The sequence below is a fragment of the Chryseobacterium sp. genome, assembly GCF_008831505.1.
Classification (GTDB): domain Bacteria; phylum Bacteroidota; class Bacteroidia; order Flavobacteriales; family Weeksellaceae; genus Marnyiella.
The window spans coordinates 329,580-342,005 of the sequence record NZ_CP044507.1; the positions used below are offsets into that span (position 1 = coordinate 329,580).

The window sequence follows — 12,426 nt, forward strand, 5'->3', positions numbered from 1 at the left end:
AGCGATTATAATTAGTACAAATTTTTAATTTCAAAGCAGTGAACATATAGCATATTGCTTACTGCATAAAGCATAAAATAAAATGTCACAAAGAATCAGAATAAAATTAAAATCTTACGATTACAATTTGGTAGATAAATCTGCTGAGAAGATCGTAAAAACGGTAAAGGCTACCGGTGCTGTAGTAAACGGTCCGATCCCATTGCCTACGAACAAAAGAATCTTTACAGTTCTCCGTTCGCCTCACGTAAACAAGAAAGCAAGAGAGCAGTTCCAGCTTTCAGCCCACAAAAGGCTGATGGACATTTACTCCTCTTCTTCCAAAACTGTAGATGCCCTAATGAAATTAGAGCTTCCTTCAGGAGTTGACGTAGAAATTAAAGTGTGATTTTGGCGGCTTGCTTTTAGCCTATTGCTAACAGCCAACAGCCAAAAGCTCCTTTGCTATGATAACGAATCCGTTTCCTTTGGGAAGCGGATTTTTTTGTAAGACCGATTTGTATTGGTAGCATAATATGTTTAGATTGATTATAAATAGGTTAATATAATGGTTTTATTTATAAATAACTTGCATAGTTTTAGTTTTAGTTTCAGTTTCGTGATACATTAACAAACAAAAACAATGTATTATGAAAAAGTGTTTATCTATGGCTATTTTTTTGATGGCAACTAGTTCTGTATTCGCCTCGCGGTCGGTTGTGGATTTCAATGATTTTGCAGATGAAAATAATGGAGGCTGTCTGAGCTATGGAATGTATATCAGGTGTACAGATTAAGTCGAATCAGATATTGTTTGTTGGGGAGAGGGGACTGGTACTCCTACCTTTCAAGATGCCAAGAACTGCATGGTTAAGAATGGTCAATTACTTACTGAAATGATCTGCGGTAGAGGCTTTGGGACTGGACCTATGGACCCCTCAATTGATTATAACTAAAATTTTATGTAATTTTTATGTTGAAGGTTTTTTTGTTGTGTGTGTTTTTCGGCACCGGCATTTTATATTCGCAGGAAACAAGATCAACTATTGAAGTTAAGTATCTTGTTACTTTCCTTAGTGACAGTACCAATGTGAACAGCAGTCAACAGGAGCTTACTTCTTTGTTGATCGGTAATGAGGTTTCTTCATTTAAACGTTTACAAAAGGCAAAATATGATTCCCTGACGGATGCGGAGGTTACACGTAGTGTAGCTGAAGCGAAAGGTGGCCGCGCTATTATCAACATTGGAAAATATCCGCCCGCAAAATTTAAACCTGAAACATACAAGTCCGGACCAGACGTTACTGTGTACGATGAACTGATGAAGACTGTTTACAGCTTCCCTTTGGAAAAACAGATTGTTTGGGAGATCTTAGAGGAAACTAAAATGATTGGTGGATATAGATGTAACAGTGCAAAAGCCAGCTTCAACGGAAGGAATTATGTGGCGTGGTTTGCAAAGGACCTGCCTTTTAATGTAGGACCCTATGTCTTTAAGGGTTTGCCAGGGTTAATACTTGAAGTTTACGATTCGCAACGCTTCTACGTTTTTACATTAGCAGCGGTGAATAGAGTTTCAAAATCAATAGTTATACCTTCCGCAATCGGGACAACTTATGAGAAATTTTCAAGGGCTAGAGCAAACTTTTATAATGACCCTGTCGGTGTTTTTGAAAGTGCAACCCGACTAAGGATCCCGGCAAATCAACGCGAGCGAGTAAATACGATGCATAAATCTTACAATAACCAAATTTACTGATAAAGTTAAAATTTTTCTTAGATCATTATTGGTCTGTGGATAGCCGTCCGCAACTTCTTCCTTACGAAAATTCCGTTTCCTTTGGGAAGCGGATTTTTTGCTGTTTACGGGAGAAGTCATTAAAAGATTATTAAAAGAAGGTGGCGTTCTGCCTAATAATACATATATTTGATTTAAAATCACACATTTATGCAATACTCATTCAGTGAAATTTTTATAATGGCCGTGCTGCTTTTGTATTTTCCTTTAACCATTTTTGTCATTAACAAAATTATTTCTTCAGAGTTGCAAAATGCTGTAAAGGTGGCTCTGACCTTGCTGACCTTCCTGGTGCCGGTTATAGGAATGATATTTTCGATAGCATATCTGGGTCTTAAAGTGAGGGGCACCCGGCTTCAGGAAAATTAACATTTAGTGAAGTAACAAAAGATGATTATGCCGGCTTTGTAGTTAACTGGATCCGCATATTACCTAATTAACTGCTTTGTATGATTAAAGCCGTATTTCTAAAATTTTCCCTTTCCCTTTTCCTGACGGTGTTTGGGAACCTATTTCGGGCGCAGGAAATGTTTTCGCCGTCTGTACTGGTCACCTATGAGATGAGATCTGTAGAAAGCTTAATGGAAAATGCGGTGCCTGAAGTCACTCATTATGTATTATTGGCCAACGAAAAAACCGCAGTTTTCAAGGCACAAAGCGCATTCAGGTATGATTCCATAAAACTGATTAACGGGGATCAGAGAACGCTAATGGCCAGTTTTGATCTTGAGGAACAGGCAAATATTGTCATTAATCCTAAGGAAATTGTTTATTCGGATCTCGTCATGAATACAGAAGTAGGCTATCGGGAAGGCATTGATTTCAAGTGGCAAATTATCCGGGAGTTTGGTGAAGTTGCTGGTCAAAAATGCCAGAAAGCGGTTACGGAGAAATTTGGCCGCAAATGGACAGCATGCTTTTCAGCCGTATCGCCCTTTATGTTCGGTCCTTATAAATTCAATGGTCTTCCTGGACTGATTTTGGAGGTGGAAGACGATGAAAACCACTACCGATTTAGGATGACAGGTATTAAAAAAATTGAAGGAACCTTTCCGCTAAGCCGTTTGAATCAAGTGAAGATGTTCAGTAAAAGTGATTACTTGCGCGTGAAGGACAAGTTGGAATCAGATTTCAGCCTGGGAGGTAAGATCAAATTAAATCCGGAACATACCAGGAAATTTCACGCAGCACGTGAACTGATGCTGAAATCAGCTAATCCGCTGGAGCGCGAACCGTAGTGATTCACTTCACCGCGCAGCAGATGTCAGATCCGACTTTGTAGTTAACCAAGAATCTTTTAGCGGTGAAACAGGTAAATGATATTTTAACTGCGGCAAAGTAATGATACCTCCATTTTTCAAGCGTTTTTTACAACAGTCTTTCATAAAATAGTAATCTTTAACAAAAACTTCGGCGCAGGACCGAAGTTTTTGCATTTACTTTTAAATATTTTTAAGTCACTGTTTGTCAGTTCAAATAATATCCATAAATTTGCACTCTCATTTTGGGGGAGAAGTATGCCTAATTGAAACATAGAAATTACTTCGTAACCGGAATGGAAAGCAATTTTATAATAGATATATATTAAATAAATGTCAGGTATTATTGGAAAAAAAGTCGGGATGACATCCCTGTTTAACGAGGAAGGGAAGAATATCCCCTGCACCGTTATCCAGGCAGGTCCATGCTCGGTTTTACAGGTCAGAACCGAAGAAACTGATGGCTATGTAGGCGTACAGTTGGGTTTCGATGACAAGAGTGAGAAGAACGTTGGTAAAGCGTTAGCCGGCCACTTTAAAAAGGCTGGTTCTGCTCCTAAAGCTAAATTGGTTGAATTCCACCACGGATTCGACGATTTGAAAGTAGGAGATGAAGTAAAAGTAAACCTATTCGCTGAAGGTGAGTATGTGGACGTAACAGGAACTTCAAAAGGTAAAGGATTCCAGGGTGTTGTGAAAAGACACAACTTTGGAGGGGTAATGCAGGCTACACACGGCCAGCACAACAGACTTAGAGCGCCGGGTTCAATTGGTGCAGGTTCTGACCCATCCAGAGTATTCAAAGGAATGAGAATGGCCGGAAGAATGGGAGGTAAGCAGGTAACTGTTCAGAATCTTCAGGTACTTAAGGTAGATGAAGAGCAAAACCTTTTAGTTGTAAAAGGCGCTATTCCGGGAGCTATAAATTCATATGTAATTGTAAGAAGATGGAACTAGTAGTATTAAACAACACCGGTAAGGAAACCGGCAGAAAGATAGCTCTGGACGAAACAGTATTCGGTATTGAGCCTAATAAGCACGCGGTATACCTGGAAGTGAAGCAATATCTTGCTGCACAGAGACAGGGAACTCATAAATCCAAGGAAAGAAGTGAGATTACGGCTTCTACCAAGAAACTTAAGAAGCAAAAAGGTTCCGGTTCTGCAAGATATGGTGATATTAAATCCCCAACTTTCAGAGGTGGAGGTAGAGTTTTTGGTCCAAAACCAAGAGACTACAGATTCAAACTGAACAAAGCGCTTAAGAGATTGGCTAAAAAATCTGTTCTTTCTCAGAAAATGAGAGACAACAGCATCCGCGTAATGGAAGATCTAAGCCTTAACGCGCCAAAGACCAAAGACTTTGTAACACTGCTTAATGCTTTTGAACTGAACGGTAAGAAATCTCTGTTCATCCTTCCTGAAGCGAACAGCAATGTGTATCTGTCTTCCAGAAACTTGCCTAAAACTAAGGTACTGAACTATAACGAAATCAGTTCTTACGACCTTATGAATGCTGGTGAGATCATTTTCTTTGAAGGGGCAGTAGAGAAATTTCAGGAAAACCTAAAGAAATAAATCATGTCTATTATAATTAAACCAGTTATTTCAGAAAAAGCCAATTACCTTACTGAGCTAAGAGGCGACTATTCTTTCCTGGTAAACCCAAAAGCGAACAAGATCCAGATCAGAAACGCAGTTGAAGCTGCTTACAACGTAAAAGTAGCCGACGTTAGAACAATGATTTATGCGCCTAAGGTTTCAGTTAAGAATACTAAGAAAGGACTTCAGGTTGGTAAGACCAACAAACTGAAGAAAGCAGTAATTACCCTTGCAGAAGGTGAAGTTCTGGATGTCTTTGCAGTATAGTAATCAGTATATAATAATATAAATAATAGTAATGTCTGTTAGAAAATTAAAACCTATCACCCCGGGACAGAGATTCAGAGTTGTAAACAACTTTGAGGAAATTACTACCAACAAACCAGAGAAATCTCTGACAGTTGGTATTAAAAAGTCAGGTGGACGTAACCAAACTGGTAAAATGACCATGCGTTACACCGGAGGTGGACACAAAAAGAAATACAGAATCATTGACTTCAAAAGAAACAAGTTTGATGTTGAAGCAACGGTTAAAACTGTAGAGTACGATCCAAACAGGACCGCTTTCATCGCGCTGCTGGAGTACGCGGACGGAGAGAAGAGATATATCATCGCTCCTAACGGTATTAAGGTAGACCAGAAAGTTATTTCTTCCGAAACTGCAGAGCCTAATGTAGGTAACGCGATGAAGCTGAAGAATATTCCTTTGGGTACTGTAATTTCCTGTATCGAGCTTAGGCCGGGACAGGGTGCTGTAATGGCAAGAAGTGCAGGTTCTTCTGCACAGCTAACCTCCAGAGACGGTAAATATGCGATTGTAAAGCTTCCTTCAGGTGAATCCAGAATGATCCTTACGGAATGTTTCGCAATGATTGGATCTGTTTCCAACTCCGACCACCAGCTTACCGTTTCCGGTAAGGCAGGTAGAAGCAGATGGTTAGGCAGAAGACCAAGAACCAGACCGGTAGTGATGAACCCTGTAGATCACCCAATGGGTGGTGGTGAAGGACGTTCTTCCGGAGGTCACCCAAGATCAAGAAACGGTATGCCTTCTAAAGGTTACAAAACCAGAAAGAAAAACAAAGCGTCTAACCGATTCATCGTCTCTAAAAGAAAATAATTATGTCAAGATCACTTAAGAAAGGACCTTTCATTCATCATACTTTAGATAAGAAGGTTCAGGCAAACGTAGAGTCTGGTAAAAAGACAGTAATCAAAACGTGGTCGAGAGCATCTATGATCTCTCCAGACTTCGTAGGACAAACCATCGCGGTACACAACGGGAAATCTTTTATCCCCGTTTATGTTACAGAAAACATGGTAGGTCATAAGTTAGGCGAATTTTCTCCGACTAGATCTTTCAGAGGTCACGGTGGTAACAAAAATAAAGGAAGCAGATAATCATGGGATCAAGAAAGCAAAATAGCGCAATCGCCAGAAAAGAGGCCGCGAAAGATGTGGTAAGCGCACGTCTTAACGACTGCCCGTCTTCTCCTAGAAAAATGAGATTAGTTGCTGATATCATTAGAGGAGAAAATGTAGATAAAGCCCTGTATATTCTAAAATATTCAAAAAAAGAGGCCTCAAATAAATTGGAGAAACTTCTTCTTTCTGCTATGGCTAACTGGCAGACTAAAAACGAAGGAGCTGATATTGAAGAAGCCAACCTTGTTGTAAAAGAAATATTTGTTGACAGTGCAAGACAACTGAAGAGACTGAGACCGGCTCCCCAGGGAAGAGGTCACAGAATCAGAAAGAGATCAAACCACGTGACAATAATTTTAGATTCAAAAGACATTAAATAATTCAAGGTATGGGACAGAAGACAAATCCAATTGGTAACAGACTAGGTATCATCAGAGGATGGGATTCTAACTGGTATGGTGGTAACGATTATGGAGACAGAATCGCTGAAGACTACAAGATCAGAAGATACCTTGAAGCTAGATTATCTAAAGGTGGGGTTTCAAGAATTTACATTGAAAGAACACTGAAATTAGTAACCGTAACCATCACTACTGCCAGACCGGGTTTAATTATCGGTAAAGGCGGACAGGAAGTTGATAAACTGAAGGAAGAGCTGAAGAAACTTACAGGTAAGGATGTTCAGATCAATATCTTCGAAATCAAAAGACCTGAGCTTGATGCCGTTTTGGTTGCAGACAGTATTGCAAAACAGATCGAGAACCGTATCTCCTACAGAAGAGCTGTGAAAATGGCTATCGCTTCTACAATGAGAATGGGTGCCGAAGGTATAAAAGTAATGATCTCCGGACGTTTGAACGGAGCTGAGATGGCAAGAAGCGAATCTTTCAAGGACGGAAGAATCCCATTGTCTACCTTCAGAGCAGATATCGATTATCACATAGGCGAAGCCCTTACACAATATGGTAAACTTGGTGTGAAAGTTTGGATTATGAAAGGTGAGGTTTACGGTAAAAGAGACCTTACTCCACTCGTAGGACAGCAGCAGAAGAAATCGGCCGGCGGCAGGGAAAGAAATGACAGGAATGACCGTGGCGGAGACAGAAGACCAAGAAGAAACAATAACAATAATTAATCAGAAGTTAGAAACGAGAAATTAGAAATTAGAACTTCCGTTACAAGAACTGATTTAAAATTTATCTAACATCTAACATCTAACATCTAACATCTAAAAGATTATGTTACAACCAAGAAGAACCAAGTTCCGTCGTGTTCATAAAATGAAGATGAAAGGAAATGCGCAGAGAGGAGCTCAGCTTGCGTATGGAACTTTCGGCATCAAGGCCACAGACGGTGCGTGGATCACGGCCAGACAGATCGAAGCGGCACGTATTGCAGCTACGAGATATATGAAGAGAGAAGGACAGCTATGGATTAAAATCTTCCCGGATAAGCCTATTACCAAAAAACCTGCTGAAGTACGTATGGGTAAAGGTAAAGGTGCTGTGGAATATTGGGTAGCCGTAGTGAAGCCAGGAAAAGTAATGTTTGAGGTAGGCGGCGTTCCTTACGAGGTAGCCAAGGAAGCCCTTAGACTTGCTGCACAGAAATTACCTGTGGTAACCAAATTCATCGTTGCTAACGATTTTGTAAAACCTGAATAAATCTTTGAATTATGAAAAATGCTGACATCAGAAATTTAAGCGCAGGTGATCTACAGAACAAACTTGCTGAACTGAAAGCTGAATATCAAAAAACTAAATTAGCTCACAGAATCAGCCCTGTAGAAAACCCGATTCAAATCAGAGATTTGAGAAGGACCATCGCAAGATTGGAAACAGAAGTAACCGCTAAACAACAATAATTCATTTTACAATGGACAGAAATTTAAGAAAAGAAAGAATTGGGGTGGTTTCCAGCAACAAAATGGAAAAAACTATTGTTGTAAGCGAGACGATGAGAATGAAGCACCCAATGTACGGTAAATTCGTTTTGAAAACGAAAAAATATACCGCACATGACGAAAATAACGAGTGCAGCGAGGGCGATACTGTTCTTATACAGGAAACCAGACCTCTGAGCAAGAGTAAAAGATGGAGATTAGTAAGAATCATTGAAAAAGCTAAGTAATGTTACAAACAGAATCAAGATTAAAGGTAGCTGATAACACCGGAGCGAAAGAAGTTTTGGTAATCAGAGTTCTGGGAGGTACCAGAAGAAGATATGCTTCAGTTGGTGATAAAATCGTAGTGACGATCAAGGATTCTACACCATCCGGAAACGCCAAGAAAGGTCAGGTATCCAAAGCTGTTGTGGTAAGAACCAAGAAAGCAGTTAGGAGAAAAGACGGATCATATATCAAGTTCGACGATAATGCCTGCGTATTGCTTAATGCGAACGGCGAAATGAGAGGTACACGTGTTTTCGGACCCGTAGCCCGCGAACTTAGAGACAAAGAATACATGAAGGTAATTTCCCTGGCTCCCGAAGTACTTTAATTTTTAAAAATTTACAGAAATGACAAAAGTTAAAATAAAAAGAGGAGACAACGTAATCGTAACTACCGGAAAAAATAAAGGTGGTAAAGGTGAAGTTCTGGAAGTGATCAGAAAAGAAGGGAAAGACCCTAGAGTAGTTGTAGCCGGAATCAATATCGTGAAAAAGCACGTGAAGCCGTCTGCTTCTAACCCACAGGGAAACATTGTAGAGAAAGAAGCTTCTATCCACATCTCAAACGTAGCTTTAATGGATAAAAACGGTAAAGCAACCAAAGTGGGTTCCAAAGTGGAGGGAGATAAGAAAGTAAGAGTTGCGAAATCAACCGGTGAAACTTTATAACAGCACAGACAATGGAATTTATAGCAAGACCAAAAAAATTATATAAGGAGCAAATTATTCCTGCGATGATGGAAGAATTTGGGTACAAATCTGTTATGCAGGTGCCTAAATTGCAGAAGATCGTAATTTCCCAGGGTCTGGGAGCTGCTACAGCCGACAAGAAAATTGTTGATTACGCCATCGAGGAATTAACTGCAATTACCGGACAGAAAGCTGTAGGAACCCTCTCCAAAAAGGATGAGGCTGCCTTCAAACTTAGAAAAGGAATGCCGGTGGGTGCAAGAGTAACTCTTAGAGCAGACAAAATGTACGAATTCCTGGACAGGCTTACTGCATCTGCACTGCCAAGGATCCGCGATTTCAACGGTATCAAAGCTGATGGTTTCGACGGTAGAGGAAATTATAACCTTGGTATTACCGAGCAGATCATTTTCCCGGAGATCGTGATTGACAAAGTGAAGAAGATCCAGGGTATGGACATCACTTTTGTTACTACTGCGAAAACAGACAAAGAAGCAAAAGCATTATTAACGCATTTCGGTATGCCTTTTAAAAAGAACTAAAAATGGCTAAAGAATCAATGAAAGCGCGTGAGCGCAAAAGAGAGGCTACAGTAGCTAAATATGCTGAGAAAAGGAAAGCTTTGAAAGAAGCCGGAGATTACGAAGCATTACAGAAGTTGCCTAAAAACGCTTCACCGGTTAGACTTCACAACAGATGCAAGCTTACCGGCAGACCAAGAGGTTACATGAGAACTTTCGGACTTTCCAGAGTTATGTTCCGCGAGATGGCCAACAAAGGCCTGATCCCCGGAGTTAAAAAAGCTAGTTGGTAATACATTTAGAACAATCGAGGTAGTAAAGTTGAACTTTAGACTCGAGACCAATAGACAAGAGATTGGAGACTTTTCATAAGTCTCTTATCTCAAATCTAAAAATCTCTTGTGCCGTTCAAAACTAACTATCATAAACCAATAACAACAAACAAGAAAAATGGTAACAGATCCAATTTCAGATTTCCTGACCAGAGTAAGGAACGCACAAAGCGCAGGCCACAAGGTGGTGGACATTCCTGCATCGAAAATCAAGAAGGAGATTACAAAAATTCTTTTCGACCAGGGTTATATTACAAACTACAAGTTTGAAGATAACGCTGTACAGGGGAACATCAAAATCGCTTTAAAGTATGACAAGCAAACCAACAAACCGGCTATTAAATCCATCCAGAGAGCATCAAGACCTGGTTTGAGATATTATGCAGGTTCTGCAGAACTTCCTAGAGTTCTGAACGGGTTGGGTGTAGCCATCATTTCTACCTCCAAAGGGGTAATGACAGGTAAGCAGGCCAGACAGGAAAAAGTAGGTGGAGAGGTAATCTGCTATGTTTATTAATTTTTTAAAAGAAGGAAAATGTCAAGAATTGGTAAATCAATTATAACCATTCCTGCCGGTGTTACTGTAACCGAATCAAACGGTGTAGTAACTGTTAAAGGCCCTAAAGGTGAGCTTACGCAAACCCTTACGGAAGGAATTACCTTAGAACAGAAAGACGGTGAACTTACAGTAAACCGCCCGTCTGAGTCTAAACAGCACAAAGCGCTTCACGGACTGTACAGAGCGCTTATCAACAACATGATTGTTGGTACATCCGAAGGTTTCGAAAAGAAACTTGAATTGGTGGGAGTTGGATACAGAGCAACACATTCCGGTCAGAAACTGGAACTTGCCCTAGGTTTCTCTCACAGTATCGTAATGGAACTTCCAAACGAAGTGAAAGTGGATACATTAACTGAGAAGGGTAAAAACCCTATTGTTACTTTAACATCTCATGACAAGCAACTTATCGGAATGGTCGCTGCAAAGATCAGATCATTCAGAAAGCCGGAGCCTTACAAAGGAAAAGGGGTAAGATTTGTTGGAGAAATTGTGAGACGTAAAGCTGGTAAATCTGCTTAATAAATTTTAAGAAAATGGCACTAAATAAAGTACAAAAAAGAAACAGGATTAAAAGTAGAGTAAGAGGCAAGATCTCCGGCTCTGCTGAACTGCCAAGATTATCTGTATACAAAAGTAATAAGGAAATTTACGCTCAGTTAATCGACGATAAAGAAGGTAAGACCCTTGCTTCAGCCTCCTCCAGAGCGCTTAATGCAACAGGTAGCAAAGTGGAAATATCTGCAGAAGTTGGTAAAGCAATCGCTGAAAAAGCCAAAGCTGCAGGAATTGAAAATATAGTGTTCGACAGAAACGGATTCGTATACCACGGCAGAGTGAAAGCTCTGGCTGACGGTGCGAGAGAAGGCGGACTAAAATTCTAATCACAAATTTCGGAAATAATGTTAGGACTAGATAATATTGAAAAAGTAAAACCGGGAGGATTAGAATTAAAGGATCGTCTCGTGTCTGTAAACAGGGTAACTAAAGTAACCAAAGGTGGTCGTGCGTTCGGTTTTTCTGCAATCGTGGTTGTGGGAGACGAAGCCGGAGTTATCGGTTACGGTTTGGGTAAGTCCAAAGAAGTTGCAACAGCAATCTCCAAAGCAGTGGAGGATGCTAAGAAAAATTTAGTTAAAGTTCCTGTTACTAAGGAAGGTACCATTTATCATGAGTCTACTGCCAGATTCGGTGGTGGCCACGTATTTATGAAGCCGGCTTCACACGGTACGGGAGTTATCGCAGGTAACACGGTGCGTATCGTACTGGAGTCTGCAGGTATCAAGGATATCCTTACAAAATCTAAAGGATCTTCCAACCCGCATAACGTGGTGAAGGCAACCTTCAAAGCATTGTTGGACATCAGAACTCCTGAAGAAATCGCAAGAATGAGAGGGGTATCATTAGACAAGGTATTTAAACACTAAAAGTTTTAAGACAGATGGCAACAATTAAAGTAAAACAAGTAAGAAGTGCTATTAACAGAACCAAAACCCAAAAGAGAACTCTGGAGGCTTTAGGACTGAAGAGATTGCACCAGGTGGTAACTCACGAAGCTTCGCCTGCTGTTCTTGGAATGGTGGCTGCAGTTAGACACTTAGTAGAAGTTCAGGAAGAAAACTAATTAAATTTTAAAACAATGAATTTAAATAACTTAAAACCAGCTTCAGGTTCCACTTTCAATTCCAAGAGAATTGGTAGAGGTCAGGGAACAGGAAAAGGCGGTACTTCAACAAAAGGACATAAAGGTCAGAAAGCCAGAGCCGGATACTCTCAGAAGATCGGTTTCGAAGGTGGACAGATGCCTATCCAGAGAAGATTGCCTAAGTTCGGTTTCAACAATGTAAACAGAAAAGAATTTAGAGGAATCAATTTAGATACTATCCAGAACCTGATCGATACAAAAGACATCAAAGGTGATATCACCAGAGAAGTTATGATCGAAAACGGTCTTGCATCTAAAAATGACCTTGTGAAAATTATGGGTAGAGGCGAATTGAAATCAGGTGTTTCAATCTCTGCAGATAAATTCACAAAATCTGCTGAAGAGCTTATTGCTAAAGCAGGAGGTAAAGCAATTACTCTATAAATAA

The 12,426-nt window shown here is 40.1% G+C and carries 24 protein-coding genes; all 24 read left to right on the plus strand.

The genetic code is table 11. From position 1 onward, the window contains the following. Nucleotides 1-82: 82 nt before the first annotated feature. The 24 genes from rpsJ (at nt 83) to rplO (ending at nt 12,422) form a co-directional block, all read left to right on the plus strand. Complete coding sequence (gene rpsJ / locus F7R58_RS01545) at nt 83-388, plus strand: 30S ribosomal protein S10 (protein WP_002661363.1); 306 nt, start codon at nt 83-85, stop codon at nt 386-388. Nucleotides 389-952: 564 nt separating this feature from the next. Then, nucleotides 953-1,738, plus strand: coding sequence for a GLPGLI family protein (locus F7R58_RS01550; protein ID WP_158063218.1), 786 nt, complete (start codon nt 953-955; stop codon nt 1,736-1,738). 189 nt (nt 1,739-1,927) lie between these two features. Further along, the gene (locus tag F7R58_RS01555) at nt 1,928-2,146 is read left to right on the plus strand and encodes a hypothetical protein (protein ID WP_158063219.1); all 219 of its coding nucleotides are present in this window, start codon (nt 1,928-1,930) and stop codon (nt 2,144-2,146) included. A gap of 80 nt (nt 2,147-2,226) precedes the next feature. Beyond that, entirely contained in the window at nt 2,227-3,015 is a 789-nt protein-coding gene (locus F7R58_RS01560; RefSeq protein ID WP_158063220.1) for a GLPGLI family protein, read from the plus strand. A 354-nt stretch (nt 3,016-3,369) separates the two neighbouring features. Continuing rightward, nucleotides 3,370-3,993 carry a 50S ribosomal protein L3 gene (rplC, locus tag F7R58_RS01565; protein WP_158063221.1) on the plus strand — a complete coding sequence of 208 codons (624 nt, stop codon included), beginning with the start codon at nt 3,370-3,372 and terminating at the stop codon, nt 3,991-3,993. Beyond that, nucleotides 3,984-4,613 (plus strand): 50S ribosomal protein L4, encoded by a 630-nt coding sequence (gene rplD / locus F7R58_RS01570; protein WP_158063222.1) that lies wholly within the window; start codon nt 3,984-3,986, stop codon nt 4,611-4,613. The genes rplC and rplD overlap by 10 nt, the downstream gene beginning before the upstream one ends. Before the next feature lie 3 nt (nt 4,614-4,616). Then, nucleotides 4,617-4,904, plus strand: coding sequence for a 50S ribosomal protein L23 (gene rplW, locus F7R58_RS01575; protein WP_158063223.1), 288 nt, complete (start codon nt 4,617-4,619; stop codon nt 4,902-4,904). Nucleotides 4,905-4,935: 31 nt separating this feature from the next. After that, on the plus strand, nt 4,936-5,757 hold the full coding sequence (rplB, locus tag F7R58_RS01580; RefSeq protein WP_158063224.1) for a 50S ribosomal protein L2: 822 nt from the start codon (nt 4,936-4,938) through the stop codon (nt 5,755-5,757). A 2-nt stretch (nt 5,758-5,759) separates the two neighbouring features. Then, on the plus strand, nt 5,760-6,038 hold the full coding sequence (gene rpsS, locus F7R58_RS01585) for a 30S ribosomal protein S19 (RefSeq protein WP_158063225.1): 279 nt from the start codon (nt 5,760-5,762) through the stop codon (nt 6,036-6,038). Between the two features lie 2 nt (nt 6,039-6,040). Continuing rightward, on the plus strand, nt 6,041-6,442 hold the full coding sequence (gene rplV / locus F7R58_RS01590) for a 50S ribosomal protein L22 (RefSeq protein ID WP_158063226.1): 402 nt from the start codon (nt 6,041-6,043) through the stop codon (nt 6,440-6,442). A gap of 8 nt (nt 6,443-6,450) precedes the next feature. Then, nucleotides 6,451-7,197 carry a 30S ribosomal protein S3 gene (gene rpsC, locus F7R58_RS01595; RefSeq protein WP_158063227.1) on the plus strand — a complete coding sequence of 249 codons (747 nt, stop codon included), beginning with the start codon at nt 6,451-6,453 and terminating at the stop codon, nt 7,195-7,197. 103 nt (nt 7,198-7,300) lie between these two features. Continuing rightward, nucleotides 7,301-7,726: a 50S ribosomal protein L16 gene (gene rplP, locus F7R58_RS01600; RefSeq protein WP_158063228.1), complete on the plus strand. Its 426-nt coding sequence runs from the start codon at nt 7,301-7,303 to the stop codon at nt 7,724-7,726. 11 nt (nt 7,727-7,737) lie between these two features. Continuing rightward, nucleotides 7,738-7,926 carry a 50S ribosomal protein L29 gene (rpmC, locus tag F7R58_RS01605; RefSeq protein WP_158063229.1) on the plus strand — a complete coding sequence of 63 codons (189 nt, stop codon included), beginning with the start codon at nt 7,738-7,740 and terminating at the stop codon, nt 7,924-7,926. An 11-nt stretch (nt 7,927-7,937) separates the two neighbouring features. After that, the gene (gene rpsQ / locus F7R58_RS01610; protein ID WP_158063230.1) at nt 7,938-8,192 is read left to right on the plus strand and encodes a 30S ribosomal protein S17; all 255 of its coding nucleotides are present in this window, start codon (nt 7,938-7,940) and stop codon (nt 8,190-8,192) included. Then, nucleotides 8,192-8,560 carry a 50S ribosomal protein L14 gene (rplN, locus tag F7R58_RS01615; RefSeq protein ID WP_158063231.1) on the plus strand — a complete coding sequence of 123 codons (369 nt, stop codon included), beginning with the start codon at nt 8,192-8,194 and terminating at the stop codon, nt 8,558-8,560. Before rpsQ ends, rplN begins: the two co-directional genes overlap by 1 nt. Before the next feature lie 19 nt (nt 8,561-8,579). Next, on the plus strand, nt 8,580-8,900 hold the full coding sequence (rplX, locus tag F7R58_RS01620; RefSeq protein ID WP_158063232.1) for a 50S ribosomal protein L24: 321 nt from the start codon (nt 8,580-8,582) through the stop codon (nt 8,898-8,900). An 11-nt stretch (nt 8,901-8,911) separates the two neighbouring features. Beyond that, nucleotides 8,912-9,463, plus strand: coding sequence for a 50S ribosomal protein L5 (gene rplE / locus F7R58_RS01625; RefSeq protein ID WP_158063233.1), 552 nt, complete (start codon nt 8,912-8,914; stop codon nt 9,461-9,463). Nucleotides 9,464-9,465: 2 nt separating this feature from the next. After that, nucleotides 9,466-9,735 (plus strand): 30S ribosomal protein S14, encoded by a 270-nt coding sequence (gene rpsN, locus F7R58_RS01630; RefSeq protein WP_158063234.1) that lies wholly within the window; start codon nt 9,466-9,468, stop codon nt 9,733-9,735. Between the two features lie 157 nt (nt 9,736-9,892). Next, nucleotides 9,893-10,291, plus strand: a complete 399-nt coding sequence (gene rpsH, locus F7R58_RS01635; protein WP_158063235.1) for a 30S ribosomal protein S8 — start codon at nt 9,893-9,895, stop codon at nt 10,289-10,291. A gap of 18 nt (nt 10,292-10,309) precedes the next feature. Further along, complete coding sequence (gene rplF, locus F7R58_RS01640) at nt 10,310-10,855, plus strand: 50S ribosomal protein L6 (protein ID WP_158063236.1); 546 nt, start codon at nt 10,310-10,312, stop codon at nt 10,853-10,855. A gap of 14 nt (nt 10,856-10,869) precedes the next feature. Then, nucleotides 10,870-11,217: a 50S ribosomal protein L18 gene (gene rplR, locus F7R58_RS01645; protein WP_158063237.1), complete on the plus strand. Its 348-nt coding sequence runs from the start codon at nt 10,870-10,872 to the stop codon at nt 11,215-11,217. 18 nt (nt 11,218-11,235) lie between these two features. Beyond that, complete coding sequence (gene rpsE, locus F7R58_RS01650; protein WP_158063238.1) at nt 11,236-11,760, plus strand: 30S ribosomal protein S5; 525 nt, start codon at nt 11,236-11,238, stop codon at nt 11,758-11,760. 14 nt (nt 11,761-11,774) lie between these two features. Then, on the plus strand, nt 11,775-11,957 hold the full coding sequence (gene rpmD / locus F7R58_RS01655) for a 50S ribosomal protein L30 (protein ID WP_158063239.1): 183 nt from the start codon (nt 11,775-11,777) through the stop codon (nt 11,955-11,957). 15 nt (nt 11,958-11,972) lie between these two features. Continuing rightward, entirely contained in the window at nt 11,973-12,422 is a 450-nt protein-coding gene (gene rplO, locus F7R58_RS01660; protein WP_158063240.1) for a 50S ribosomal protein L15, read from the plus strand. The last annotated feature ends 4 nt before the right edge of the window (nt 12,423-12,426 follow it).

Excerpts from the sequence above, each read along its gene's own strand:
- rpsJ (WP_002661363.1), top strand. The coding sequence starts at position 83 with ATGTCACAAAGAATCAGAATAAAATTAAAATCTTACGATTACAATTTG.
- F7R58_RS01550 (WP_158063218.1), top strand. The coding sequence starts at position 953 with ATGTTGAAGGTTTTTTTGTTGTGTGTGTTTTTCGGCACCGGCATTTTA.
- F7R58_RS01555 (WP_158063219.1), top strand. The coding sequence starts at position 1,928 with ATGCAATACTCATTCAGTGAAATTTTTATAATGGCCGTGCTGCTTTTG.
- F7R58_RS01560 (WP_158063220.1), top strand. The coding sequence starts at position 2,227 with ATGATTAAAGCCGTATTTCTAAAATTTTCCCTTTCCCTTTTCCTGACG.
- rplC (WP_158063221.1), top strand. The coding sequence starts at position 3,370 with ATGTCAGGTATTATTGGAAAAAAAGTCGGGATGACATCCCTGTTTAAC.
- rplD (WP_158063222.1), top strand. The coding sequence starts at position 3,984 with ATGGAACTAGTAGTATTAAACAACACCGGTAAGGAAACCGGCAGAAAG.
- rplW (WP_158063223.1), top strand. The coding sequence starts at position 4,617 with ATGTCTATTATAATTAAACCAGTTATTTCAGAAAAAGCCAATTACCTT.
- rplB (WP_158063224.1), top strand. The coding sequence starts at position 4,936 with ATGTCTGTTAGAAAATTAAAACCTATCACCCCGGGACAGAGATTCAGA.
- rpsS (WP_158063225.1), top strand. The coding sequence starts at position 5,760 with ATGTCAAGATCACTTAAGAAAGGACCTTTCATTCATCATACTTTAGAT.
- rplV (WP_158063226.1), top strand. The coding sequence starts at position 6,041 with ATGGGATCAAGAAAGCAAAATAGCGCAATCGCCAGAAAAGAGGCCGCG.
- rpsC (WP_158063227.1), top strand. The coding sequence starts at position 6,451 with ATGGGACAGAAGACAAATCCAATTGGTAACAGACTAGGTATCATCAGA.
- rplP (WP_158063228.1), top strand. The coding sequence starts at position 7,301 with ATGTTACAACCAAGAAGAACCAAGTTCCGTCGTGTTCATAAAATGAAG.
- rpmC (WP_158063229.1), top strand. The coding sequence starts at position 7,738 with ATGAAAAATGCTGACATCAGAAATTTAAGCGCAGGTGATCTACAGAAC.
- rpsQ (WP_158063230.1), top strand. The coding sequence starts at position 7,938 with ATGGACAGAAATTTAAGAAAAGAAAGAATTGGGGTGGTTTCCAGCAAC.
- rplN (WP_158063231.1), top strand. The coding sequence starts at position 8,192 with ATGTTACAAACAGAATCAAGATTAAAGGTAGCTGATAACACCGGAGCG.
- rplX (WP_158063232.1), top strand. The coding sequence starts at position 8,580 with ATGACAAAAGTTAAAATAAAAAGAGGAGACAACGTAATCGTAACTACC.
- rplE (WP_158063233.1), top strand. The coding sequence starts at position 8,912 with ATGGAATTTATAGCAAGACCAAAAAAATTATATAAGGAGCAAATTATT.
- rpsN (WP_158063234.1), top strand. The coding sequence starts at position 9,466 with ATGGCTAAAGAATCAATGAAAGCGCGTGAGCGCAAAAGAGAGGCTACA.
- rpsH (WP_158063235.1), top strand. The coding sequence starts at position 9,893 with ATGGTAACAGATCCAATTTCAGATTTCCTGACCAGAGTAAGGAACGCA.
- rplF (WP_158063236.1), top strand. The coding sequence starts at position 10,310 with ATGTCAAGAATTGGTAAATCAATTATAACCATTCCTGCCGGTGTTACT.
- rplR (WP_158063237.1), top strand. The coding sequence starts at position 10,870 with ATGGCACTAAATAAAGTACAAAAAAGAAACAGGATTAAAAGTAGAGTA.
- rpsE (WP_158063238.1), top strand. The coding sequence starts at position 11,236 with ATGTTAGGACTAGATAATATTGAAAAAGTAAAACCGGGAGGATTAGAA.
- rpmD (WP_158063239.1), top strand. The coding sequence starts at position 11,775 with ATGGCAACAATTAAAGTAAAACAAGTAAGAAGTGCTATTAACAGAACC.
- rplO (WP_158063240.1), top strand. The coding sequence starts at position 11,973 with ATGAATTTAAATAACTTAAAACCAGCTTCAGGTTCCACTTTCAATTCC.